Origin of the sequence: Pseudomonas sp. MYb327, from assembly GCF_040438925.1 — a bacterium.
Taxonomy (GTDB): Bacteria; Pseudomonadota; Gammaproteobacteria; order Pseudomonadales; family Pseudomonadaceae; genus Aquipseudomonas.
In genome coordinates this window covers 3,924,505-3,946,273 of record NZ_CP159258.1, presented here as the reverse complement: position 1 = coordinate 3,946,273, position 21,769 = coordinate 3,924,505, and the positions used below count along the sequence as shown (strand labels likewise).

Annotated in this window: 18 protein-coding genes; 17 read left to right on the top strand and 1 reads right to left on the bottom strand. The window is 58.0% G+C overall.

Features of this window, described 5'->3' with window-relative positions; translation table 11 throughout:
- Positions 1–35 precede the first annotated feature (35 nt).
- The 15 genes from bamA (at position 36) to ispD (ending at position 18,623) form a co-directional block, all read left to right on the top strand.
- Entirely contained in the window at positions 36–2,411 is a 2,376-nt protein-coding gene (gene bamA, locus ABVN21_RS17840; protein ID WP_339554421.1) for an outer membrane protein assembly factor BamA, read from the top strand.
- A gap of 45 nt (positions 2,412–2,456) precedes the next feature.
- Positions 2,457–2,960, top strand: coding sequence for an OmpH family outer membrane protein (locus tag ABVN21_RS17835; RefSeq protein ID WP_007990260.1), 504 nt, complete (start codon positions 2,457–2,459; stop codon positions 2,958–2,960).
- Between the two features lie 3 nt (positions 2,961–2,963).
- On the top strand, positions 2,964–4,019 hold the full coding sequence (lpxD, locus tag ABVN21_RS17830; protein WP_339554422.1) for a UDP-3-O-(3-hydroxymyristoyl)glucosamine N-acyltransferase: 1,056 nt from the start codon (positions 2,964–2,966) through the stop codon (positions 4,017–4,019).
- A 108-nt stretch (positions 4,020–4,127) separates the two neighbouring features.
- Entirely contained in the window at positions 4,128–4,568 is a 441-nt protein-coding gene (gene fabZ / locus ABVN21_RS17825; protein WP_007907157.1) for a 3-hydroxyacyl-ACP dehydratase FabZ, read from the top strand.
- Positions 4,565–5,341 (top strand): acyl-ACP--UDP-N-acetylglucosamine O-acyltransferase, encoded by a 777-nt coding sequence (gene lpxA / locus ABVN21_RS17820; RefSeq protein WP_339554423.1) that lies wholly within the window; start codon positions 4,565–4,567, stop codon positions 5,339–5,341. The genes fabZ and lpxA overlap by 4 nt, the downstream gene beginning before the upstream one ends.
- Before the next feature lie 2 nt (positions 5,342–5,343).
- Positions 5,344–6,474, top strand: coding sequence for a lipid-A-disaccharide synthase (gene lpxB, locus ABVN21_RS17815; RefSeq protein ID WP_339554424.1), 1,131 nt, complete (start codon positions 5,344–5,346; stop codon positions 6,472–6,474).
- A gap of 11 nt (positions 6,475–6,485) precedes the next feature.
- On the top strand, positions 6,486–7,112 hold the full coding sequence (rnhB, locus tag ABVN21_RS17810) for a ribonuclease HII (protein ID WP_339554456.1): 627 nt from the start codon (positions 6,486–6,488) through the stop codon (positions 7,110–7,112).
- 74 nt (positions 7,113–7,186) lie between these two features.
- On the top strand, positions 7,187–10,708 hold the full coding sequence (gene dnaE / locus ABVN21_RS17805) for a DNA polymerase III subunit alpha (RefSeq protein WP_339554425.1): 3,522 nt from the start codon (positions 7,187–7,189) through the stop codon (positions 10,706–10,708).
- A gap of 139 nt (positions 10,709–10,847) precedes the next feature.
- A complete protein-coding gene (locus ABVN21_RS17800; protein WP_339554426.1) occupies positions 10,848–11,795 on the top strand; it encodes an acetyl-CoA carboxylase carboxyltransferase subunit alpha in 948 nt (315 codons plus the stop codon).
- 133 nt (positions 11,796–11,928) lie between these two features.
- Positions 11,929–13,278: a tRNA lysidine(34) synthetase TilS gene (tilS, locus tag ABVN21_RS17795; protein ID WP_339554427.1), complete on the top strand. Its 1,350-nt coding sequence runs from the start codon at positions 11,929–11,931 to the stop codon at positions 13,276–13,278.
- Between the two features lie 274 nt (positions 13,279–13,552).
- The gene (locus ABVN21_RS17790) at positions 13,553–15,184 is read left to right on the top strand and encodes a CTP synthase (protein ID WP_008057332.1); all 1,632 of its coding nucleotides are present in this window, start codon (positions 13,553–13,555) and stop codon (positions 15,182–15,184) included.
- Between the two features lie 5 nt (positions 15,185–15,189).
- Positions 15,190–16,035, top strand: a complete 846-nt coding sequence (kdsA, locus tag ABVN21_RS17785; RefSeq protein WP_150704249.1) for a 3-deoxy-8-phosphooctulonate synthase — start codon at positions 15,190–15,192, stop codon at positions 16,033–16,035.
- Positions 16,036–16,180: 145 nt separating this feature from the next.
- Positions 16,181–17,470 carry a phosphopyruvate hydratase gene (gene eno / locus ABVN21_RS17780; protein WP_150704250.1) on the top strand — a complete coding sequence of 430 codons (1,290 nt, stop codon included), beginning with the start codon at positions 16,181–16,183 and terminating at the stop codon, positions 17,468–17,470.
- A 170-nt stretch (positions 17,471–17,640) separates the two neighbouring features.
- The gene (gene ftsB / locus ABVN21_RS17775; RefSeq protein WP_008057335.1) at positions 17,641–17,919 is read left to right on the top strand and encodes a cell division protein FtsB; all 279 of its coding nucleotides are present in this window, start codon (positions 17,641–17,643) and stop codon (positions 17,917–17,919) included.
- Positions 17,916–18,623 (top strand): 2-C-methyl-D-erythritol 4-phosphate cytidylyltransferase, encoded by a 708-nt coding sequence (gene ispD, locus ABVN21_RS17770; RefSeq protein ID WP_339554428.1) that lies wholly within the window; start codon positions 17,916–17,918, stop codon positions 18,621–18,623. The genes ftsB and ispD overlap by 4 nt, the downstream gene beginning before the upstream one ends.
- 159 nt (positions 18,624–18,782) lie before the next feature.
- Here the strand turns inward: ispD and ABVN21_RS17765 are convergent, their stop codons facing one another.
- A complete protein-coding gene (locus ABVN21_RS17765; RefSeq protein WP_339554429.1) occupies positions 18,783–19,679 on the bottom strand; it encodes a LysR substrate-binding domain-containing protein in 897 nt (298 codons plus the stop codon).
- 107 nt (positions 19,680–19,786) lie between these two features.
- Between ABVN21_RS17765 and ABVN21_RS17760 the strand changes: the two genes are divergently transcribed.
- Positions 19,787–20,899 (top strand): S-(hydroxymethyl)glutathione dehydrogenase/class III alcohol dehydrogenase, encoded by a 1,113-nt coding sequence (locus ABVN21_RS17760; RefSeq protein ID WP_339554430.1) that lies wholly within the window; start codon positions 19,787–19,789, stop codon positions 20,897–20,899.
- 8 nt (positions 20,900–20,907) lie between these two features.
- Complete coding sequence (fghA, locus tag ABVN21_RS17755) at positions 20,908–21,753, top strand: S-formylglutathione hydrolase (protein ID WP_339554431.1); 846 nt, start codon at positions 20,908–20,910, stop codon at positions 21,751–21,753.
- Positions 21,754–21,769 lie beyond the last annotated feature (16 nt).

Here is a 21,769-nt window from a genome sequence, read left to right as displayed (position 1 = left end):
TTTGTTTATTGCCAGTTGGAATAAGAAAGGACTTCATGAAACGTCTGCTGCTAACTGCGGTTCTCACCGTATTGATGATCGCCGAAGTTCACGCCGAGTCCTTCACTATCTCTGATATTCGCGTCAATGGCCTCCAGCGGGTCTCCGCGGGTAGCGTCTTTGGTGCTTTGCCGTTGAACGTCGGTGAACAGGCGGATGATCGTCGCCTGGTGGAATCCACTCGTGCGTTGTTCAAAACCGGTTTCTTTCAAGATATCCAGCTGGGCCGCGATGGCAACGTTCTGGTCATCACTGTAGTCGAGCGTCCGTCGGTCGCCAGTATCGAGATCGAAGGTAACAAGGCGATCTCCACTGAAGACCTGATGAAGGGCCTCAAGCAATCCGGCCTGGCTGAAGGCGAGATCTTCCAGCGCGCGACCCTCGAAGGCGTGCGTAACGAGCTGCAACGCCAATACGTCGCCCAGGGCCGCTACTCGGCCACCGTGGACACCGAAGTGGTGCCACAGCCGCGTAACCGCGTCGGTCTGAAGGTTAATATCAACGAAGGCACTGTTGCTGCTATTCAGCACATCAACGTGGTGGGTAACACGGTCTTCCCTGATGAAGACCTGATCGACCTGTTCGAACTCAAGACCACCAACTGGCTGTCGTTTTTCAAGAACGACGACAAGTATGCCCGTGAAAAACTTTCCGGTGACCTGGAACGTCTGCGTTCCTACTACCTGGACCGTGGTTATATCAACATGGATATCGCCTCGACCCAGGTGTCCATCACCCCGGACAAGAAGCACGTCTATATCACCGTCAACATCAACGAAGGTGACAAGTACACCGTTCGTGACGTGAAGCTGAGCGGCGACCTGAAAGTGCCTGAAGACCAGGTCAAGTCCCTGCTGCTGGTCCAGAAAGGCCAAGTGTTCTCGCGCAAGCTGATGACCACTACTTCCGAACTGATCACCCGTCGTCTGGGTAACGAGGGCTACACCTTCGCCAACGTCAACGGCGTACCACAGCCTCACGATGAAGATCACACCGTAGACATCACTTTCGCTGTTGATCCGGGCAAGCGTGCTTACGTGAACCGTATCAACTTCCGTGGCAACACCAAGTCGGAAGACGAAGTGCTGCGTCGTGAAATGCGTCAGATGGAAGGTGGTTGGGCTTCGACTTACCTGATCGACCAATCCAAGACTCGTCTGGAGCGTCTGGGCTTCTTCAAGGAAGTCAACGTTGAGACGCCAGCAGTACCGGGCGTCGATGACCAGGTGGATGTCAACTACAGCGTTGAAGAGCAAGCCTCCGGTTCGATTACCGCCAGCGTCGGTTTCGCCCAGAGCGCGGGTCTGATCCTCGGTGGTTCGATCACCCAGAACAACTTCCTCGGTACCGGTAACAAGGTCAGCATCGGCTTGACCCGCAGCGAATACCAGAGCCGCTATAACTTCGGTTATGTCGACCCCTACTGGACTGCTGACGGTGTGAGCCTGGGTTACAACGCGTTCTACCGCACCACCGACTACGATGACCTCGACGTCGACGTAGCGAGCTACTCCGTAGACAGCTTGGGTGCAGGCGTAAGCGTTGGCTATCCGATCAGCGAGACTTCGCGTCTGACCTTCGGTCTGACCGCTCAGCAGGACGAGATCAAGACCGGTGTGTACACCGTTGACGAGATCTTCGACTTCGTTGACAAGGAAGGCGACAAGTACCTGAACTTCAAGGCTTCGGCCGGTTGGTCCGAGTCCACCTTGAACAAGGGTGTGCTGGCAACGCGTGGTCACTCCCAAAGCCTGGTGCTGGAAACCACGACGCCGGGCAGCGACCTGTCGTTCTTCAAACTCGACTACCGTGGCCAGATGTTCCAGCCTTTGAGCGAGAACTACACCATGCGCCTGCATACCGAGTTGGGTTATGGCGATGGTTACGGTTCGACCGATGGTTTGCCTTTCTATGAAAACTACTATGCTGGTGGTTTCAACTCGGTTCGCGGCTTCAAGGACAGCACGCTGGGTCCTCGCAGTACGCCAAGTACCGGCAAGAACCCTGGCACTGCAGTCGATCCGGACCAGGATCCGCTGCCGTTCGGTGGTAACGTCCTGATCCAGGGTGGTGTGGAAGTTCTGTTCCCGCTGCCGTTCGTCAAGGATCAACGTTCCCTGCGCACTTCGGTATTCTGGGATGTGGGTAACGTGTTCGACTCGTCGTGCTCGGATACCACAAACGCCGATGGCACGAAGTCCAACACCAAGTGCAACGACATCAGTCTGAGCAATATGGCCAGTTCCGTCGGTGTGGGTGTGACCTGGGTCACCGCACTGGGTCCTCTGAGTTTTGCGTTGGCCATGCCAGTCAAGAAACCGGATGACGCTGAAACTCAAGTGTTCCAATTCTCCCTCGGCCAGACGTTCTAAGCGTCTGACCCAAGATAACGACAATGGATTTTGTAGGAGTGCATCGTGCGTAAGTTGACTCAATTGGTTCTCCTGGCTTCCGTACTGGTAGCGGGCCCGGCATTTGCCGACATGAAAATTGCCGTGCTGAACTATCAGATGGCGCTGCTGGAGTCCGATGCGGCCAAGAAATACGCCGTGGATGCCGAGAAAAAGTTCGGTCCTCAACTGACCAAGCTCAAGACGCTGGAAAGCAGCGCCAAGGGTATCCAGGACCGTCTGATGGCTGGTGGCGACAAAATGCAGCAAGGCGAGCGTGAGCGTCTGGAGCTTGAATTCAAGCAAAAGGCCCGTGATTTCCAGTTCCAGTCCAAAGAACTGAACGAAGCCAAAGCCGTTGCTGACCGTGAAATGCTGAAGCAGCTCAAACCGAAACTGGACAGTGCTGTGGAAGAAGTCATCAAGAAAGGTGCTTTTGACCTGGTCTTCGAGCGTGGCGCAGTGATTGATGTCAAACCTCAGTACGACATCACGCGCCAGGTTATCGAGCGCATGAATCAGCTGAAGTAATCCATGACCGCGACTATCAAGCTCGGCCAATTGGCCGAGTTCCTCGGCGCCACACTGCGTGGCGACCCTGAGAAAGCAATTACTGGGCTAGCCACCTTGCAGGAGGCTGGCCCAGCTCAGTTGAGCTTTCTGGCAAATCCCCAATACCGTAAATACCTGGCTGGTTGTCAGGCTGCAGCCCTGTTGCTGAAAGCCGCTGACGCCGAGGGGTTTGCCGGGGATGCGCTGGTGGTGCCTGATCCTTACACCGCCTACGCTCGCATTTCTCATCTGTTCGATCCCAAGCCAAAGGCCGCCGCGGGTATTCATCCGTCTGCAGTCATTGCGCCGGACGCGGTCGTTGATCCGGCGGCGAGTATCGGTGCCTTCGTGGTCATCGAAAGCGGTGCGCAGATTGGCGCTGGTACGACCATTGGTGCGCATTGTTTCATCGGTGCCCGTAGCGTCATCGGTGAAGGAGGCTGGCTTGCACCGCGCGTCACGCTGTATCACGACGTGCGCGTCGGCAAACGGGTGGTTATTCAATCCGGTGCCGTGCTCGGTGGTGAAGGCTTCGGTTTTGCCAACGAGAAAGGCATTTGGCAGAAAATCGCCCAGATTGGTGGTGTTCTGGTCGGTGACGACGTGGAGATTGGCGTGAATACGGCCATCGACCGTGGTGCACTGGCCGATACGATCATTGGCAACGGCGTGAAGCTCGACAACCAGATTCAGATTGCCCATAACGTCCAGGTCGGTGATCACACCGCCATGGCAGCGTGCGTGGGAATATCCGGCAGCACCAAAATCGGCAAGCATTGCATGCTCGCCGGTGGCGTAGGGCTGGTGGGGCATATCGATATTTGCGACAACGTTTTCATCACCGGGATGACCATGGTGACTCACTCGATTACCGAGCCGGGCGCTTATTCTTCCGGTACGGCGATGCAACCGGCAGCCGAGTGGCGCAAAAGCGCGGCACGTATTCGTCAGCTCGATGACATCGCGCGGCGTCTGCGACAGCTGGAAAAGCAAGTAGGGGAAGTGACCCCTGACGGTAATGCTTCATCAGATGGCTGATACCATTTCCATATCAAGTGTGCACAGCCGCTAGACTGCGTCCTTGATTTGCTAGAGGAGTGCGCGTCAGTCGCGCGCTCCCAATCTTTACATAGGCTTCCCCCCGAAATGATGGACATCAACGAGATTCGCGAATACCTGCCTCACCGTTACCCGTTCCTGCTGGTGGACCGGGTCGTGGATCTGGATGTGGAAGGCAAGCGCATTCGCGCCTACAAGAATGTCAGCATCAACGAACCGTTCTTCAATGGTCACTTCCCTGCGCATCCAATCATGCCGGGCGTGCTGATCATCGAAGCGATGGCTCAGGCTGCCGGGATCCTTGGTTTCAAGATGCTCGACGTGAAACCGGCCGACGGCACCCTTTATTACTTCGTAGGCTCCGACAAACTGCGTTTCCGCCAGCCGGTATTGCCGGGCGATCAGTTGATCCTTGAAGCCAAATTCCTGAGCTGCAAGCGTCAGATCTGGAAGTTTGAATGCCAGGCTTCGGTCGACGGCAAACCGGTCTGCTCTGCTGAAATCATCTGTGCGGAACGCAAACTATGAGTTTGATTGACCCTCGCGCAATCATCGATCCGGCGGCCGTCCTGGCTGACGGTGTCGAGGTCGGCCCGTGGTCGATCATCGGCGCAGGTGTGGAAATCGGCGAGGGAACAGTGATCGGGCCGCACGTGATCCTCAAAGGCCCGACCCGAATCGGTAAGCACAACCGCATCTACCAGTTTTCCTCGGTAGGCGAAGACACACCGGACCTGAAATACAAAGGCGAAGAAACGCGCCTGGTGATCGGTGACCATAACGTCATCCGCGAAGGCGTGACGATTCACCGTGGGACCATTCAGGACCGTTCGGAAACGACCCTGGGCGATCACAACCTGATCATGGCCTATGCCCACATCGGCCACGACAGCGTCATTGGTAACCACTGCATCCTGGTCAACAACACCGCATTGGCTGGCCACGTGCACGTTGAAGACTGGGCGATCCTGTCCGGCTTCACCCTGGTTCACCAGTATTGCCACATCGGAGCACACAGCTTTTCCGGTATGGGGACCGCCATCGGCAAGGACGTACCGGCGTATGTCACGGTGTTCGGCAATCCGGCCGAAGCTCGCAGCATGAACTTCGAAGGCATGCGCCGTCGTGGTTTCAGCGAAGATGCGATCCACGCTTTGCGTCGTGCCTATAAAGTGGTTTACCGCCAGGGCTTGACCGTTGAGCAGGCGCTCGCCGAGCTGGCCGAACCGTCGATACAGTTTCCGGAAGTTGCGGTGTTCCGTGACTCCATCCAGTCTTCGACCCGCGGCATCACCCGCTAATCATGGCCAATCTGCGTATTGCGCTGGTGGCGGGTGAGGCTTCCGGCGATATTCTGGGCGCGGGTCTGATGCGCGCGCTCAAGGCTCAGCACCCGGCAATCGATTTCATCGGCGTCGGCGGTCCGTTGATGCAGGCTGAAGGCCTGACTTCGTATTTCCCCATGGAACGCCTGTCGGTCATGGGCCTGGTGGAAGTCCTCGGCCGGTTGCGCGAGTTGCTGGCTCGGCGCAAGAAACTGGTCGCGGACCTGATCGCTGCGAAGCCGGACGTGTTCATCGGCATCGATGCCCCGGACTTCAACCTCACTATCGAACTCAAGCTACGTCAGGCCGGGATCAAGACCGTGCATTACGTCAGCCCGTCGGTCTGGGCCTGGCGGCAGAAACGGGTGCTGAAGATTCGCGAAGGTTGCGACCTGATGCTCACGCTGTTCCCGTTCGAAGCGAAATTCTACGAAGAGAAAGGTGTGCCCGTGCGGTTTGTCGGGCACACCCTGGCCGACGCCATCCCGCTCGAAGCCGACCGTGCTGCTGCGCGGGCCGAGCTTGGATTGCCCGACGGTCCATTGGTTGCTCTGATGCCGGGCAGTCGTGGCGGCGAAGTGGGTCGTCTCGGTGCGTTGTTTCTCGATACGGCGCAGCGGCTACGGGCACTGCGTCCAGGTGTACGTTTTATCGTGCCTTGCGCCAACCCGCAGCGTCGGGCGCAGCTTGAAGAGTTGTTGGCTGGCCGAGATTTGCCGCTGACCCTGCTCGATGGCAAATCCCATCTGGCGCTGGCTGCATGCGACGCCGTGCTGATTGCCTCTGGAACCGCCACACTTGAAGCCTTGCTGTACAAGCGGCCGATGGTGGTCGCCTATCGCCTGGCGCCGCTGACGTTCTGGATTCTCAAGCGCATGGTGAAAAGTCCCTACGTTTCCCTGCCGAATCTGTTGGCCCAGCGACTGCTGGTACCGGAGTTGCTGCAGGACGAGGCAACGGTCGAAGCACTGGCTCAAACCCTTTCACCCCTGATCGAAGGTGGGGAAGAGCAAACCCGCGGTTTTGATGAAATTCATCGGACCCTTCGTCTGGATGCCTCTAACCAGGCTGCGGATGCAGTGCTGAACCTGATTGGCCAAGTAAAATGAGTAAAACAAGCATGCAGATGGGGCTGGATTTCACCTTGGTCGCTGAAGTCGAAGAATTGGTTGCCGGTGTCGATGAAGTCGGTCGCGGCCCGCTCTGCGGTGCCGTGGTCACGGCTGCGGTGATCCTTGATCCGAACCGTCCGATTCTCGGCCTGAATGACTCTAAGAAACTCACCGAAGCGCGCCGCGAAAAGCTCTACGACGAAATCTGCGAGAAAGCCCTGAGCTGGTGCATCGCCCGCGCAGAAGTCGAAGAGATCGACGAACTGAACATCCTCCACGCCACCATGCTGGCCATGCAGCGCGCGATTGCCGGGCTGCACATCCAGCCGAAACTGGCGATGATCGACGGCAACCGTTGCCCGAAACTGCCGATGCGCGCTGAAGCGGTAGTGCAGGGCGATGGCAAGGTTCCGGCCATCGCGGCAGCGTCGATTCTGGCCAAGGTCAGTCGTGACCGCGAGATGGCTGCTTTCGAATTGATCTACCCGGGCTACGGGATCGGCGGGCACAAAGGCTATCCAACACCCGTTCATCTGGAAGCATTGGCGCGCTTGGGGCCGACCCCGATTCACCGGCGCTCGTTCGCCCCGGTACGCCTCGCATACGAAGTACGCGAAAGTCTGATCGAAATTTAGCAAGGCTGATTTTTTCTACCAAGGCCCGGTACAATCCGGGCCTTGTTGTTTTCATGACTTAACGCAGGATCACTATGCCGGCTTCATTCGTTCATCTACGCCTGCACACTGAATATTCCCTGGTCGACGGTCTGGTGCGGATCAAACCGCTGGTCAAGACCCTGGTCGGCATGAACATGCCTGCCGTTGCGGTCACCGACCAGAACAACATGTGTTCCCTGGTCAAATTCTATAAAAATGCCATGGGTGCCGGGATCAAGCCGATCTGTGGCGCCGACCTGTGGCTGTCGAACAAGGATCCGGACAACCCGCTGAGCCGGATCAGCCTGCTGGTGATGAACGCCGAGGGCTATCGCAATCTGACCGAATTGATCTCCCGTGGCTTCATCGACGGCCAGCGCAATGGCTCGATCATCATCGAGCGCGAGTGGGTGGCCGAAGCCAACGAAGGCTTGATCATGCTGTCGGCAGCGAAAGAGGGCGAGATCGGGCAGGCCATGCTCAGTGGCAATCCGGACGAAGCCGAAAACCTGGCGCGCGAGTGGATGGCGGTGTTCCCGGACCGCTTCTATCTGGAAATCCAGCGCACCAACCGCCCCAACGATGAAGAACAACTGCACGGCGCCGTGGCCCTGGCCGAGAAGATTGGCGCGCCGCTGGTGGCGACCAACGATGTGCGCTTTATCAAGCAGGAAGACTTCGCCGCCCACGAAACCCGCGTGTGCATCGGTGAGGGTCGCGCCCTTGACGATCCGCGGCGTTCGAAGAACTACAGCGATCAGCAATACCTCAAAAGCGCCGAGGAAATGGCCGAGCTGTTCAGCGACATTCCCGAAGCGCTGGAAAACACCGTCGAGATCGCCAAGCGCTGCAACATCGAAGTAAAACTGGGCACTCACTTCCTGCCCAACTTCCCGATTCCCGATGGCATGACCATCGACGAATACTTCCGCAAAGTCTCGTTCGATGGCCTGGAAGAGCGCCTTGCGGTCCTGCTGCCCAAGGACACCACCGAAGACTACGAGGCCAAGCGTCAGGTCTATGTCGATCGGCTGAATTTCGAGCTGGATATCATCATCCAGATGGGCTTCCCCGGTTACTTCCTGATCGTGATGGACTTTATCCAGTGGGCCAAGAGCAACGGCGTGCCGGTCGGTCCTGGCCGGGGGTCGGGTGCCGGGTCGCTGGTGGCCTATGTGCAGAAGATCACCGACCTCGACCCGCTGGAATATGACCTGCTGTTCGAACGTTTCCTTAACCCGGAACGGGTATCGATGCCCGACTTCGACGTCGACTTCTGCATGGACGGTCGTGACCGGGTAATCGACTACGTGGCCGAGAAATACGGTCGCAATGCGGTTAGCCAGATCATCACCTTCGGTTCCATGGCCGCCAAGGCTGTAGTTCGAGACGTGGCGCGAGTGCAGGGCAAGTCTTATGGCCTGGCGGACCGTCTGTCGAAGATGATTCCGTTCGAAGTCGGCATGACCCTGGAAAAAGCCTACGAGCAGGAAGAAATCCTGCGCGACTTCATCAAGGTCGATGAGGAAGCGGCGGAAATCTGGGAGATGGCCCGCAAGCTCGAAGGCGTTGTGCGTAACGTCGGTAAACATGCCGGTGGCGTGGTAATCGCGCCGACCAAACTGACCGACTTCTCGCCGATCTATTGCGACGAAGCGGGTGATGGTCTGGTTACCCAGTTCGACAAGGACGACGTTGAAGCGGCCGGCCTGGTGAAGTTCGACTTCCTCGGCCTGCGGACCCTGACGATCATCGACTGGGCGCTGAAAACCATCAACCGCGACCGCGCCAAGGTCAACGAGCCGCCGCTGGATATCGCCTTTATCCCGCTGGACGACAAGCCGACCTACACGCTGCTGCAAAAAGCCGAAACCACGGCGGTGTTCCAGCTTGAATCCCGCGGCATGAAAGAGCTGATCAAAAAGCTCAAGCCCGACTGCCTGGAAGACTTGATCGCACTGGTGGCACTGTTCCGTCCTGGCCCGCTGCAATCGGGCATGGTGGACGACTTTATCAACCGCAAGCACGGTCGGGCCGAGCTGGCGTATCCGCACTCGGACTACCAGTACGAAGGCTTGAAGCCAGTATTGGCCCCGACCTACGGCATCATCCTGTACCAAGAACAGGTGATGCAGATTGCCCAGGTCATGGCCGGTTACACCCTCGGCGGCGCGGACATGCTGCGTCGAGCCATGGGTAAGAAAAAGCCTGAGGAGATGGCCAAGCAGCGCGGCGGTTTCATTGAGGGTTGCGCCACCAACAATATCGACGCCGACCTGGCCGGTAACATTTTCGACCTGGTAGAAAAATTCGCCGGTTACGGCTTCAACAAATCCCACTCCGCTGCCTATGGCCTGGTGTCGTACCAGACCGCGTGGCTGAAAGCGCACTACCCGGCGCCGTTCATGGCCGCGGTGCTCTCGGCAGATATGCACAACACCGACAAGGTCGTGACCTTGATCGAAGAAGTGCGCACGATGAAGCTGCGCCTCGACGCGCCGGACGTGAATACCTCCGAATTCAAGTTCACGGTGAACGACGAAGGCCGGATCATTTACGGCCTAGGCGCGATCAAGGGTGTGGGCGAAGGTCCGGTCGAAGCGATTACCGAAGCGCGGCAGGACGGTCCGTTCACGGATTTGTTCGATTTCTGTGCGCGGGTGGATCTCAAGCGCATCAACAAGCGAACCCTCGACGGCTTGATCCGCAGCGGTGCGCTGGATCGTCTTGGTCCTTATTTCCATGACGAGCCGAAAGCCTATCAGGCCAATATCGACCGCAATCGCGCCGTCTTGCTGACCGCGATGGAAGAGGCGATCAAAGCCGCCGAACAAACCGCCCGGACCCACGACAGTGGCCATGCCGACCTGTTTGGCGGGCTGTTTGTGGAAGAAGATGCTGATGTTTACGCCAATCACCGCAAGGCCAAGGAGCTGACTCTCAAGGAACGCCTGAAAGGCGAGAAAGACACCCTGGGCCTGTATTTGACCGGTCACCCGATTGACGAATACGAAGGCGAAATCCGCCGCTTCGCCCGTCAGCGCATCATCGACCTGAAGCCGGCACGCGATACCCAAACCGTCGCCGGGATGATCATTGCTCTTCGAGTAATGAAAAACAAAAAGGGCGACAAGATGGGCTTCATCACCCTCGACGACCGCTCGGGGCGGATCGAAGCGTCGCTGTTCGCCGATGCGTTCCACTCCGCGCAATCGCTGTTGCAGACCGATGCGATGGTGGTGGTCGAAGGTGAAGTCAGCAACGACGACTTCTCCGGTGGCCTGCGGCTACGGGTCAAGCGGGTGATGAGCATGGAAGATGCGCGCACCAATCTGGCCGAAAGCCTGCGCCTGAAGCTGCATGCCAAGGATCTCAAGGGCGATCAGCTACGCTGGCTGGGTGAATTGTTGAAGCGTCATCGCGGTGCGTGCCCGATCACCATGGACTACACCAGTCCCGATGCGAAAGCCTTGCTGCAGTTCGGCGAAGGTTGGCGAATTGATCCGGCGGATGCGTTGATTCAAGCCCTGCGTGACCAGTTCGGGCGAGACAACGTCTTCCTCCAATACCGTTGACGGTCAGTGCTATTGGTTTGACCTGACCTTGACCTGAATTTTTAATCTCGACCTGAACGCGCCACTCCCTTAAGGTAGGGCGCGAATAGACAACCGGCCGGCCCAAGCTCTCTTGGATGTCGACCCAAGACGGACGCCTATGAACCCGAATTTTCTAGATTTCGAACAGCCGATCGCCGACCTGCAAGCCAAGATCGAAGAGTTGCGCTTGGTCGGTAATGACAATTCGCTGAATATCGGCGATGAGATCTCCCGCCTGCAGGACAAAAGCAGCACGCTGACCGAAGACATCTTCGGCAAGCTGACCAGTTGGCAGATCGCGCGTCTGGCGCGTCACCCGAAACGTCCCTATACCCTGGACTACATCGAACACATCTTCACCGAGTTCGATGAGCTGCACGGTGACCGTCACTTCTCCGACGACGCCGCCATCGTCGGTGGCATTGCCCGTCTGGACGACCAGCCTGTGATGGTAATCGGTCACCAGAAAGGCCGGGAAGTGCGCGAAAAGGTTCGCCGCAACTTCGGCATGCCGCGTCCGGAAGGTTACCGCAAGGCCTGCCGCCTGATGGAAATGGCCGAACGTTTCAAAATGCCGATCCTGACTTTCATCGACACCCCGGGCGCCTACCCTGGCATCGACGCTGAAGAGCGTAACCAGAGCGAAGCGATTGCCTGGAACCTGCGCGTGATGGCTCGCCTGAAAACCCCAATCATCGCCACCGTGATCGGTGAGGGTGGTTCCGGTGGTGCACTGGCCATCGGCGTCTGCGATCAGTTGAACATGCTGCAATACTCGACCTACGCGGTGATCTCGCCGGAAGGTTGCGCTTCGATCCTGTGGAAAACCGCGGAGAAAGCGCCGGACGCCGCTGAAGCCATGGGCATTACTGCCGAGCGCCTCAAAGGCCTGGGCATCGTCGACAAAGTGATTGGCGAGCCTCTGGGCGGTGCGCACCGTGATCCGGCGGCTGCGGCTGCTTCGATCCGTGCCGAGCTGAGCTCGCAACTGGCGATGCTCAAGAAGTTCGACAACAAGGCGCTGCTGGACCGTCGATATGCGCGTCTGATGAGCTACGGTCTGTAAATCAGACTGCGTTGTACCCATGTGGGAGCGAGCCTGCTCGCGATGAGGTTTAACATCCAACACATCTGTTGGCTGTTGTAACGTTATCGCGAGCAGGCTCGCTCCCACATTTGATTTGTGCGCAGAGGCAAAAATGGGTCAGTCCGCGATGAATTTGCCTTCCAGGGTACTGTTAAATCTGCAGTCCTGGCGCAACGCCTCAACCTGGAAAATTGCATTCTCCGGTGGTCTTGATTCCACTGTCCTCCTGCATCTTCTCGCCAATCTTGCTAAATCCGAATCCCTGCCGGCGCTGAGCGCCATCCATGTCCATCATGGCCTTCAGGCTGCGGCTGATGCGTGGCCGAAACATTGTCAGGCAGTGTGCGAATCGTTGGAGGTACCGTTACAGGTCGTTCGAGTGCAGGTGCAGCCCGGCGCCAGTGTTGAGCGCGCGGCGCGGGATGCGCGGTATAGCGCCTTCGCTGAGGTCACTCAGGCCAACGAAGTATTGCTGGCTGCCCAGCACCGTGACGATCAGGCCGAAACCTTGCTGTTCCGCTTATTGCGTGGGGCTGGAGTGAGGGGGCTATCAGGAATGCCGCGCCAGCGTCCTTTGGGAAAAGGCTATCTACTACGACCCTTGCTCGACGCTTCAAGGGCGGAACTGGAAGCTTACGCCGCCGTGCATCAGCTGAGTTGGATCGAAGATCCTTCCAACCTGGATCGCCAATTCTCACGCAATTACCTGCGCCATCAGGTGTTCCCGGCATTGACCGCACGCTGGCCACAAGCGATGACGACCATGGCCCGCAGCGCTGCGCATCTGAGCGAAGCACAGGGTTTGCTCGATGAACTGGCACAAATCGACCTCAACAATGCCAACGCCACCGTACCCGGTGGGAGCTCCGTCCATGCATTTGAGTGGTTGGGCGTGCCCTCTCTGGAGCTGTCGACGCTGGTTGAGCTTTCTGCTGCCAGGCAACGTAATGCATTGCGCTACTGGCTCGAACCGCTGACTCGACTCCCCGACAGCGACCATTGGTCGGGTTGGAATAATTTACGCGATGCCACCGGCGATGCCCGACCAGTTTGGCGACTGGCCGATGGCGAAATGCATCGGTCGGGCGGACGGGGCTGGTGGTTGTCCGGCAGTTGGTTGTGCGTAGTGCCAGCGGTTGGGGCATGGCCTGACCCCGCGCGGCCACTGACGTTACCAAAAAACGGCGTGCTCACGCTGAAGGGGCAAATCCCCGATGGCCCTTTGCATATCCGCTATCGTCAAGGTGGCGAAATGATGGAGTTGCCCGGCCGCGGCCACCGCGACCTCAAGCGGTTGCTCAACGAGCGCGGGGTGCCGACGTTCGTGCGCGGCAGATTGCCGCTGCTGTTCAAGGGCGAGCAATTGCTGGCGGTAGCGAACCTGGAAGGGCTCGATGGCGGTGCGCTGGGTCGCTGGAGTTTGCATTGGCAGCCACCGGGCGAAGATCAAGGTTTGAGCTGAAAGGGGCTTTCCGGTAGACTACGCTCCCTTCTTGATACAACTTCTGTGGATTCACCTGAATTACAGGAGTTGCCGATTACCAAGCAGTCTTTGCTGGGCGATTCCAAAAAATGTGTAGCGAGCAACGTACCGGTGTTTCATCTCCCGGTCTGTCCCAACGCGGCGGTTTTTTTGAAAGGTGCACTGTGATTAATGCAGGTGATCGGGGGCTTCGGCCTTCCTTCGCTTTCCCCGGCGGCTCGGACCGCTTTAACGCAGACTTCTAGGGTTTTTCATGACGCGCTACATATTCGTCACGGGCGGTGTTGTTTCTTCATTGGGGAAAGGCATTGCATCGGCATCATTGGCGGCCATCCTGGAGGCGCGGGGACTTAAGGTCACCATGCTGAAGCTGGACCCGTACATCAACGTCGACCCGGGCACCATGAGCCCGTTCCAGCACGGTGAAGTGTTCGTCACCCACGATGGCGCCGAGACCGACCTGGACCTGGGCCATTACGAGCGGTTCATCCGCACGACCATGACCCAGAACAACAACTTCACCACCGGCCGTGTCTACGAGCACGTGCTGCGCAAAGAGCGCCGTGGTGATTACCTGGGTGCAACCATCCAGGTCATTCCGCACATCACTGACGAAATCAAGCGCCGCATCATCAAGGGCGCCGGCGATGCCGACGTGGCAATGGTCGAAATCGGTGGCACCGTGGGTGACATCGAATCCCAACCGTTCCTCGAAGCCATTCGCCAACTGCGTTTCGAAGTCGGCGCCAAGCGCGCGATGCTGATGCACCTGACACTGGTGCCGTACATCGCCACCGCCGGCGAAACCAAAACCAAGCCAACCCAGCACTCGGTCAAAGAGCTGCGTTCCATTGGCCTGCAGCCAGACGTGCTGGTTTGCCGCTCCGATCACCCGATCGATGTATCGTCCCGTCGCAAGATCGCGCAGTTCACCAACGTTGAAGAACGTGCGGTGATCGCGCTGGAAGACGCCGATACCATCTACAAGATCCCGGGCATCCTGCACTCCCAGGGCCTGGACGATTTCGTCGTCGAGCGTTTCGGCCTGCAATGCGGCGGTGCCGATCTTTCCGAGTGGGAAGCCGTGGTCGACGCCAAGCTCAATCCTGAGCACGAAGTCACCATCGCCATGGTCGGAAAGTACATGGAACTGCTGGACGCGTACAAGTCGCTGATCGAAGCGATGAGCCACGCCGGTATCAGCAACCGTACCAAGGTCAACCTGCGCTACATTGACTCCGAAGACATCGAAAACCAAGGCACCGCGCTGCTGGAAGGCGTCGACGCGATTCTGGTGCCTGGCGGCTTCGGTCTGCGTGGCGTGGAAGGCAAGATCACTGCCGTTCAGTACGCTCGCGAAAACAAGGTTCCGTACCTGGGTATCTGCCTGGGCATGCAAGTGGCCGTGATCGAGTTCGCTCGTAACGTGCTGGGCTGGAAAGACGCCAACTCCACCGAGTTCGATCGTGCAAGCGGTCACCCGGTCGTCGGTTTGATCACCGAGTGGGAAGATGCTACCGGCGCGGTCGAAACCCGTACCGAAGCGTCCGACCTTGGCGGCACCATGCGCCTTGGCGCGCAGGACTGCCTGTTAGAGCCGGGTTCCCTGGTTCATGGCTGCTACGGCAAGGACGTGATCGTCGAGCGTCACCGTCATCGCTACGAAGTGAACAACAACCTGCTGCCGCAGATCATCGAAGCCGGCCTGAAAATCTCCGGTCGTTCCGGTGATGGCGCCTTGGTTGAAGTGGTTGAAGCGCCGGATCATCCTTGGTTCGTTGCTTGCCAGTTCCACCCTGAGTTCACCTCGACACCTCGCGACGGTCACCCGTTGTTCAGTGGTTTCGTCAAGGCAGCTTTGGCTCAACACCAGAAGAAGGCTTGAACCTTATGGCGCAGAAGATCATCCGCGTAGGCGATATCGAAATTGCCAACGACAAGCCAATGGTGCTGTTCGGTGGCATGAACGTGCTGGAAAGCCGCGACATGGCGATGCAGGTCTGCGAAGAGTACGTCAAGGTTACCCAGAAGCTGGGTATCCCTTACGTGTTCAAGGCCAGCTTCGACAAGGCCAACCGTTCCTCCGTGACCTCTTACCGTGGCCCCGGCCTGGAAGAGGGCATGCGGATTTTCCAGGACATCAAGCAAGCCTTTGGCGTGCCGATCATCACCGACGTCCACGAGCCTGAGCAGGCCGCGGTCGTCGCTGAAGTCTGCGACATCATCCAGTTGCCGGCCTTCCTGTCGCGCCAGACCGACCTCGTGGTCGCGATGGCCAAGACCGGTGCGGTGATCAACATCAAGAAAGCCCAGTTCCTCGCGCCACAGGAAATGAAACACATCCTGAACAAGTGTGTGGAAGCGGGTAACGACCAGTTGATCCTCTGCGAACGTGGTTCGAGCTTCGGCTACAACAACCTGGTTGTGGACATGCTCGGCTTCGGCATCATGAAGCAGTTCGAGTACCCGGTGTTCTTCGACGTGACCCACGCGCTGCAAATGCCAGGCGGTCGTTCCGACTCCGCCGGCGGTCGCCGCGCCCAGGTTCTCGACCTGGCAAAAGCCGGCATGAGCCAGTCTCTGGCCGGCCTGTTCCTGGAAGCCCACCCGGACCCGGACAACGCCAAATGCGACGGCCCTTGCGCCTTGCGTCTGGACAAACTGGAGCCGTTCCTGGCCCAGCTCAAAGCTCTGGACGAATTGGTGAAGAGTTTTCCGACGGTAGAAACCGCGTAGCATCGGAATTCGATTGTAGGCGCCGGCTTGCTGGCGATAGCGTCCTTACGGGCCCCATCGCCGGCAAGCCGGCTCCTACAAGTGTGACCTACAAGTTATAAATCGAGCAGTAAGCGTTTTCGTCAACTTTGGAGTGTTTACAACAATGGCTAAAATCGTCGACATCAAAGGTCGTGAAGTTCTCGACTCCCGTGGCAATCCCACCGTGGAAGCGGACGTGCTTCTCGACAACGGCATCATCGGCAGTGCTTGCGCGCCGTCCGGTGCTTCCACTGGCTCGCGTGAAGCGCTCGAGCTGCGTGATGGCGACAAGAGCCGTTACCTGGGCAAGGGCGTTCTGAAAGCAGTCGCCAACATCAACGGTCCGATCCGCGACCTGTTGAAAGGCTCTGATCCAAGCGACCAGAAAGCGCTGGATCTGGCGATGATCAAGCTCGACGGTACTGAAAACAAAGGTTCCCTGGGCGCCAACGCGATCCTCGCCGTTTCCCTGGCCGCAGCCAAGGCAGCAGCACAGGACCAGGACCTGCCGCTGTACGCTCACATCGCCAACCTGAACGGCACCCCGGGTGTTTACTCGATGCCGGTTCCGATGATGAACATCATCAACGGTGGCGAGCACGCCGATAACAACGTCGACATCCAGGAATTCATGGTTCAGCCGGTTGGCGCCAAGTCTTTCTCGGAAGGTCTGCGCATGGGCACCGAGATTTTCCATCACCTCAAAGCTGTGCTCAAAGCCCGTGGCCTGAGCACAGCCGTGGGTGACGAAGGTGGTTTCGCGCCAAACCTGGCTTCCAACGAAGACGCTTTGAAGGTGATCTCCGAAGCCGTGGCCAACGCTGGTTACAAGCTGGGCACCGACGTGACCCTGGCTCTGGACTGCGCGGCCAGTGAATTCTACGAAGATGGCAAGTACAACCTGTCCGGCGAAGGCCAGGTGTTCACCGCTGAAGGTTTCGCTGATTACCTGAAAGGCCTGACCGAGCGTTACCCGATCATCTCCATCGAAGATGGCCTGGACGAGTCCGACTGGGCTGGCTGGAAGATCCTCACCGACAAGATCGGCGAGAAGACTCAACTGGTAGGTGACGACCTGTTCGTGACCAACACCAAGATCCTGAAAGAAGGCATCGATAAAAAGATCGCCAACTCGATCCTGATCAAGTTCAACCAGATCGGCACCCTGACCGAAACCCTGGAAGCCATCCAGATGGCCAAGGCCGCCGGTTACACCGCCGTGATCTCGCACCGTTCCGGCGAAACCGAAGATTCGACCATTGCCGACCTGGCCGTGGGCACTTCGGCTGGCCAGATCAAGACCGGCTCCCTGTGCCGTTCCGATCGTGTTTCCAAGTACAACCAACTGCTGCGTATCGAAGAGCAGTTGAACGGCAAAGCCAAGTACAACGGCCGCAGCGAATTCCGCGGTTAATCAGTACATGGTAAAAAGACACCGGATTGTGTCGGAAAAATCGCTACAGCGACGCTTTTGCCACTAATCTGATGCCTTATCAGCACAAGCCTGGTTCTTCCAGGCTTCGTGCTATCAGTAGCTTCATGTTTTGGTATGGCTGTCTTTTTTCACTGGATACCTGATATTCGATGCGCAGTCCCAATTGGTTGTTCCTCGTCTTGCTCCTGTTGCTGGCTGGCCTGCAATACCGCCTGTGGGTGGGTAATGGCAGTCTGGCGCAAGTGGCCGAGCTGACTCAGCAGATTGCCGATCAGCAAGCTGAGAACCAGACGTTGCTGGAGCGCAATCGGGTGATGGACGCGGAAGTCAGCGAGTTGAAAAAGGGCATGGAGACCGTTGAAGAGCGGGCTCGCCATGAGCTGGGCATGGTCAAGGACGGTGAAACCCTTTACCAGTTGGCACAATGAACCTGTGTCTGCCGGCCTTCTGGGCCGTGATTCCTGCCGCGGGCGTCGGTGCCCGTATGGCCGCGGACCGTCCCAAGCAATACTTGCAACTGGGCGGGCGCACTATTCTCGAACACAGCCTCGGCTGTTTCCTTGATCATCCATGCCTGAAGGGCCTGGTGGTCAGTCTTGCTGTTGATGATCCTTATTGGCCGAACTTGGCCTGTGCCAGTGATCCGCGTATTGCCCGGGTCGAGGGCGGTTCCGAACGTTCCGGGTCGGTGCTCAATGCGTTGCTGCACTTGCATGCGCAGGGAGCTGATGATGAGGATTGGGTATTGGTTCACGATGCCGCACGACCGAATCTGGCCCGAGATGATCTCGATAAATTGTTGGATGAACTGGCGGATGATCCGGTCGGTGGTTTGTTGGCGGTTCCGGCGCGGGATACGCTCAAGCGGGTCGACAAGCACGGTCGTGTGGTCGAAACCGTGGATCGCAGCGTGATCTGGCAGGCCTACACGCCGCAGATGTTTCGCCTCGGGGCGTTGCATCGGGCTTTGGCAGACAGTCTGGTGGCGGATGCGGTGGTCACCGATGAAGCTTCGGCCATGGAGTGGGCCGGTTCGGCGCCACGGCTGATCGAAGGTCGATCCGACAACCTCAAGGTGACGCGTCCTGAGGATTTGGAGTGGTTGCGTCAGCGCTGGGCCAATCGTCGCTGATTGACTTGAAGCCGAGTTGCCCCGATCGCGAGCAAGCTTGCTCCTACAGGGGGCAGTGGCGTTCCAAAGATCTTCGTTCGACACCGACTGTAGGAGCGGGCTTGCCCGCGATTGCGGCAGTTCAGTCAGTAAATGTTTAACGGTACCGCCTCGGTAAATTCAACCCCGGTATTCAGGCCTTTCAGCCAACCCCTCCTTCAAATAATCCACCAGTTTTCTCACCTTTGGCGACAAATGCCGCTGCTGTGGATACAACGCCCAAACCGCTGTGTTCGGTGGTTGATGTGCTTCGAGCAACGAAATCAATGCACCGCTATTCAAATGCTCCAGTACGTAATAGTCCGGCAACTGACACAGTCCTACGCCTTGTAGCGCGGCATCCAACACAGCTTGCCCACTGTTGCAACGCCAGTTTCCCTGGACCCGCTGGGAAAATTCTCGCCCGTTCTGTTCCAATTGCCAAAGATCTGAACTACCGATGAGGCAGTTGTGCCGGCTCAACTCCGACAAACTGTGTGGGCGACCATACCGCTCCACGTAGGAAGGCGACGCGCATAGATACATGCGCCGTGGTGCGAGGCGGGTGGCGACCAATCGCGAGTCCTGCAAGCGACCGAGGCGTATCGCCAGGTCCAGGCCTTCATGTACGAGATCGAGTTGGCGATTGCTCAGTTCGATGTCGATCCGCAGTTGTGGGTAGAGCCCCATAAACCGAGTCACCAGCGGCACGATAAAGCGTTCGCCGTAGGCCACGGCGCAGGTCATGCGCAACATGCCTTTTGGTTCGCTGGTCAGGTCGCTGACCGCTCGCAGTGCTTCCTCGCGGCCATCCTGCAAGCGCTGGCAATGTTGCAGAAAAGTTTGCCCAGCCTCTGTGAGCGTGACTCGGCGCGTACTGCGGTAGAGCAGACGGGTTTGCAGTCGCTCTTCCAGGCGTACGATTTGTCGACTGATATGGGAGGACGAAACTCCCAAGCGTTCGGCGGCAGCGGTGAACTGACTGCATTCGGCGACTGCAACAAACTCGTCGATGCCTTCCCAGCGGTTATCGGACATCAAGGATTATCCCTGCACGGCAATAATATTTTGCATTTGCCTCGATTATTCATCCTGCGGCGCTGTATTACACTCCTTGTCTCGTTTTTATTCACTGGAGAACCACCATGATCAAGTCGCGCGCCGCCGTTGCCTTCGAGGCCAAAAAACCTTTGGAGATCGTTGAAGTCGATGTCGCCATGCCCAAGGCCGGTGAAGTGTTGCTGCGCGTGGTGGCTTCCGGTGTTTGCCATACCGATGCCTACACCTTGTCCGGTGCTGACCCGGAAGGCATCTTCCCGTCGATCCTGGGTCACGAAGGCGGTGCGATTGTAGAGGCCATCGGTGAGGGCGTGACTTCCGTAGCGGTGGGTGATCATGTGATCCCGCTGTACACGCCGGAATGCCGCCAGTGCAAATTCTGTCTGTCGGGTAAAACCAATCTCTGTCAGGCGATTCGCGCGACCCAGGGCAAAGGTTTGATGCCGGATGGCACTTCGCGTTTTTCCTACAAGGGCGAAACGATTTTCCACTACATGGGTACTTCGACGTTCTCCGAATACACCGTTTTGCCGGAAATCTCCGTCGCCAAGATTGCTAAAGACGCACCTCTGGAAAAAGTCTGCCTGCTGGGTTGCGGTGTCACCACCGGCATCGGCGCGGTACTCAACACCGCCAAGGTGAAACCAGGTGATACCGTGGCGATTTTCGGTCTTGGCGGCATCGGTCTGTCGGCAGTCATCGGCGCGGTCAAAGCCAAGGCTGCGCGCATCATCGCCATCGACATCAACCCGGCCAAGTTCGAGATCGCCAAGCAGCTGGGTGCAACCGATTGCGTGAACCCGAAAGACTTCGACCGTCCAATCCAGGAAGTCATCGTCGACATGACTGACGGCGGTGTCGACTTTTCCTTCGAATGCATCGGCAACGTGCAATTGATGCGCGCCGCTCTTGAATGCTGCCACAAAGGCTGGGGCGAGTCGGTGATCATCGGCGTTGCCGGTGCTGGTCAGGAAATCGCCACCCGTCCGTTCCAGTTGGTCACCGGTCGCGTCTGGCGCGGTTCGGCGTTTGGCGGCGTACGTGGCCGTACCGAGTTGCCAAGCTACGTGGAAATGGCCGAAACCGGCGAGATTCCGCTGGATACTTTCATCACCCATACCATGGGCCTGGAAGATATCAACAAGGCGTTTGACCTGATGCATGAAGGAAAAAGCATCCGCTCCGTCATCCATTTCTGAGGTCTGTCATGAGCCTGGAAAATATCTCCTGCCAGAAAAGCTTTGGCGGCTGGCACAAACGCTACAGGCACCGCTCAGATGTGCTCGGCTGCGACATGGTGTTCGCCGTGTACCTACCGCCGCAAGCGGAGCAGGGCGGCAAGTTGCCGGTGTTGTACTGGTTGTCCGGCCTGACCTGCAGCGACGAGAACTTCATGCAAAAGGCCGGCGCCATGCGCATGGCCGCTGAATTGGGGCTGATCATCGTCGCACCCGACACCAGCCCTCGCGGTCCTGATGTGCCGGGTGATCCGGATGGCGCCTGGGACTTCGGTCTCGGAGCCGGCTTCTATCTGAATGCCACGCAGGAACCCTGGTCGCGGCACTATCGGATGCATGACTATGTCGTGCAGGAATTGCCGGCACTGGTTGAAGCCCATTTCCCGGCGTCGGAAAAACGTGGCATCAGCGGTCATTCAATGGGTGGTCACGGTGCGCTGGTCTGTGCCTTGCGCAATCCAGGGCGTTATCTGTCGGTGTCGGCGTTCTCGCCGATCAACAATCCGATGGATTGCCCTTGGGGCCAGAAAGCCTTTTCCCGTTACCTGGGCGAAGACCGTTCGAAATGGCGTGAATGGGATGCTTGCGCATTGATTGCCGAGGCTGACGAAAAACTGCCATTACTGGTCGACCAGGGGGATCGTGACGATTTCCTGGCCACTCAGCTCAAGCCGGAAGCCTTGCAACAGGCAACCAAACTGGCAGGTCATCCGCTGACGTTGCGCTTGCAACCCGGTTACGACCACAGCTATTTCTTCATCGCCAGTTTCATCGAAGATCACTTGCGGCATCACGCGCATGCTCTAGGTGACTAATGCAGGTAGAATCACG

Bases quoted from the DNA above. Each gene is read 5' to 3' on its own strand.
- rnhB (WP_339554456.1), top strand. From the start codon at position 6,486: ATGCAGATGGGGCTGGATTTCACCTTGGTCGCTGAAGTCGAAGAATTG.
- lpxB (WP_339554424.1), top strand. From the start codon at position 5,344: ATGGCCAATCTGCGTATTGCGCTGGTGGCGGGTGAGGCTTCCGGCGAT.
- lpxD (WP_339554422.1), top strand. From the start codon at position 2,964: ATGACCGCGACTATCAAGCTCGGCCAATTGGCCGAGTTCCTCGGCGCC.
- ispD (WP_339554428.1), top strand. From the start codon at position 17,916: ATGAACCTGTGTCTGCCGGCCTTCTGGGCCGTGATTCCTGCCGCGGGC.
- ftsB (WP_008057335.1), top strand. From the start codon at position 17,641: ATGCGCAGTCCCAATTGGTTGTTCCTCGTCTTGCTCCTGTTGCTGGCT.
- dnaE (WP_339554425.1), top strand. From the start codon at position 7,187: ATGCCGGCTTCATTCGTTCATCTACGCCTGCACACTGAATATTCCCTG.
- ABVN21_RS17765 (WP_339554429.1), bottom strand. From the start codon at position 19,679: ATGTCCGATAACCGCTGGGAAGGCATCGACGAGTTTGTTGCAGTCGCC.
- eno (WP_150704250.1), top strand. From the start codon at position 16,181: ATGGCTAAAATCGTCGACATCAAAGGTCGTGAAGTTCTCGACTCCCGT.
- ABVN21_RS17800 (WP_339554426.1), top strand. From the start codon at position 10,848: ATGAACCCGAATTTTCTAGATTTCGAACAGCCGATCGCCGACCTGCAA.
- kdsA (WP_150704249.1), top strand. From the start codon at position 15,190: ATGGCGCAGAAGATCATCCGCGTAGGCGATATCGAAATTGCCAACGAC.
- tilS (WP_339554427.1), top strand. From the start codon at position 11,929: ATGGGTCAGTCCGCGATGAATTTGCCTTCCAGGGTACTGTTAAATCTG.
- ABVN21_RS17790 (WP_008057332.1), top strand. From the start codon at position 13,553: ATGACGCGCTACATATTCGTCACGGGCGGTGTTGTTTCTTCATTGGGG.
- fabZ (WP_007907157.1), top strand. From the start codon at position 4,128: ATGATGGACATCAACGAGATTCGCGAATACCTGCCTCACCGTTACCCG.
- fghA (WP_339554431.1), top strand. From the start codon at position 20,908: ATGAGCCTGGAAAATATCTCCTGCCAGAAAAGCTTTGGCGGCTGGCAC.
- ABVN21_RS17760 (WP_339554430.1), top strand. From the start codon at position 19,787: ATGATCAAGTCGCGCGCCGCCGTTGCCTTCGAGGCCAAAAAACCTTTG.
- lpxA (WP_339554423.1), top strand. From the start codon at position 4,565: ATGAGTTTGATTGACCCTCGCGCAATCATCGATCCGGCGGCCGTCCTG.
- bamA (WP_339554421.1), top strand. From the start codon at position 36: ATGAAACGTCTGCTGCTAACTGCGGTTCTCACCGTATTGATGATCGCC.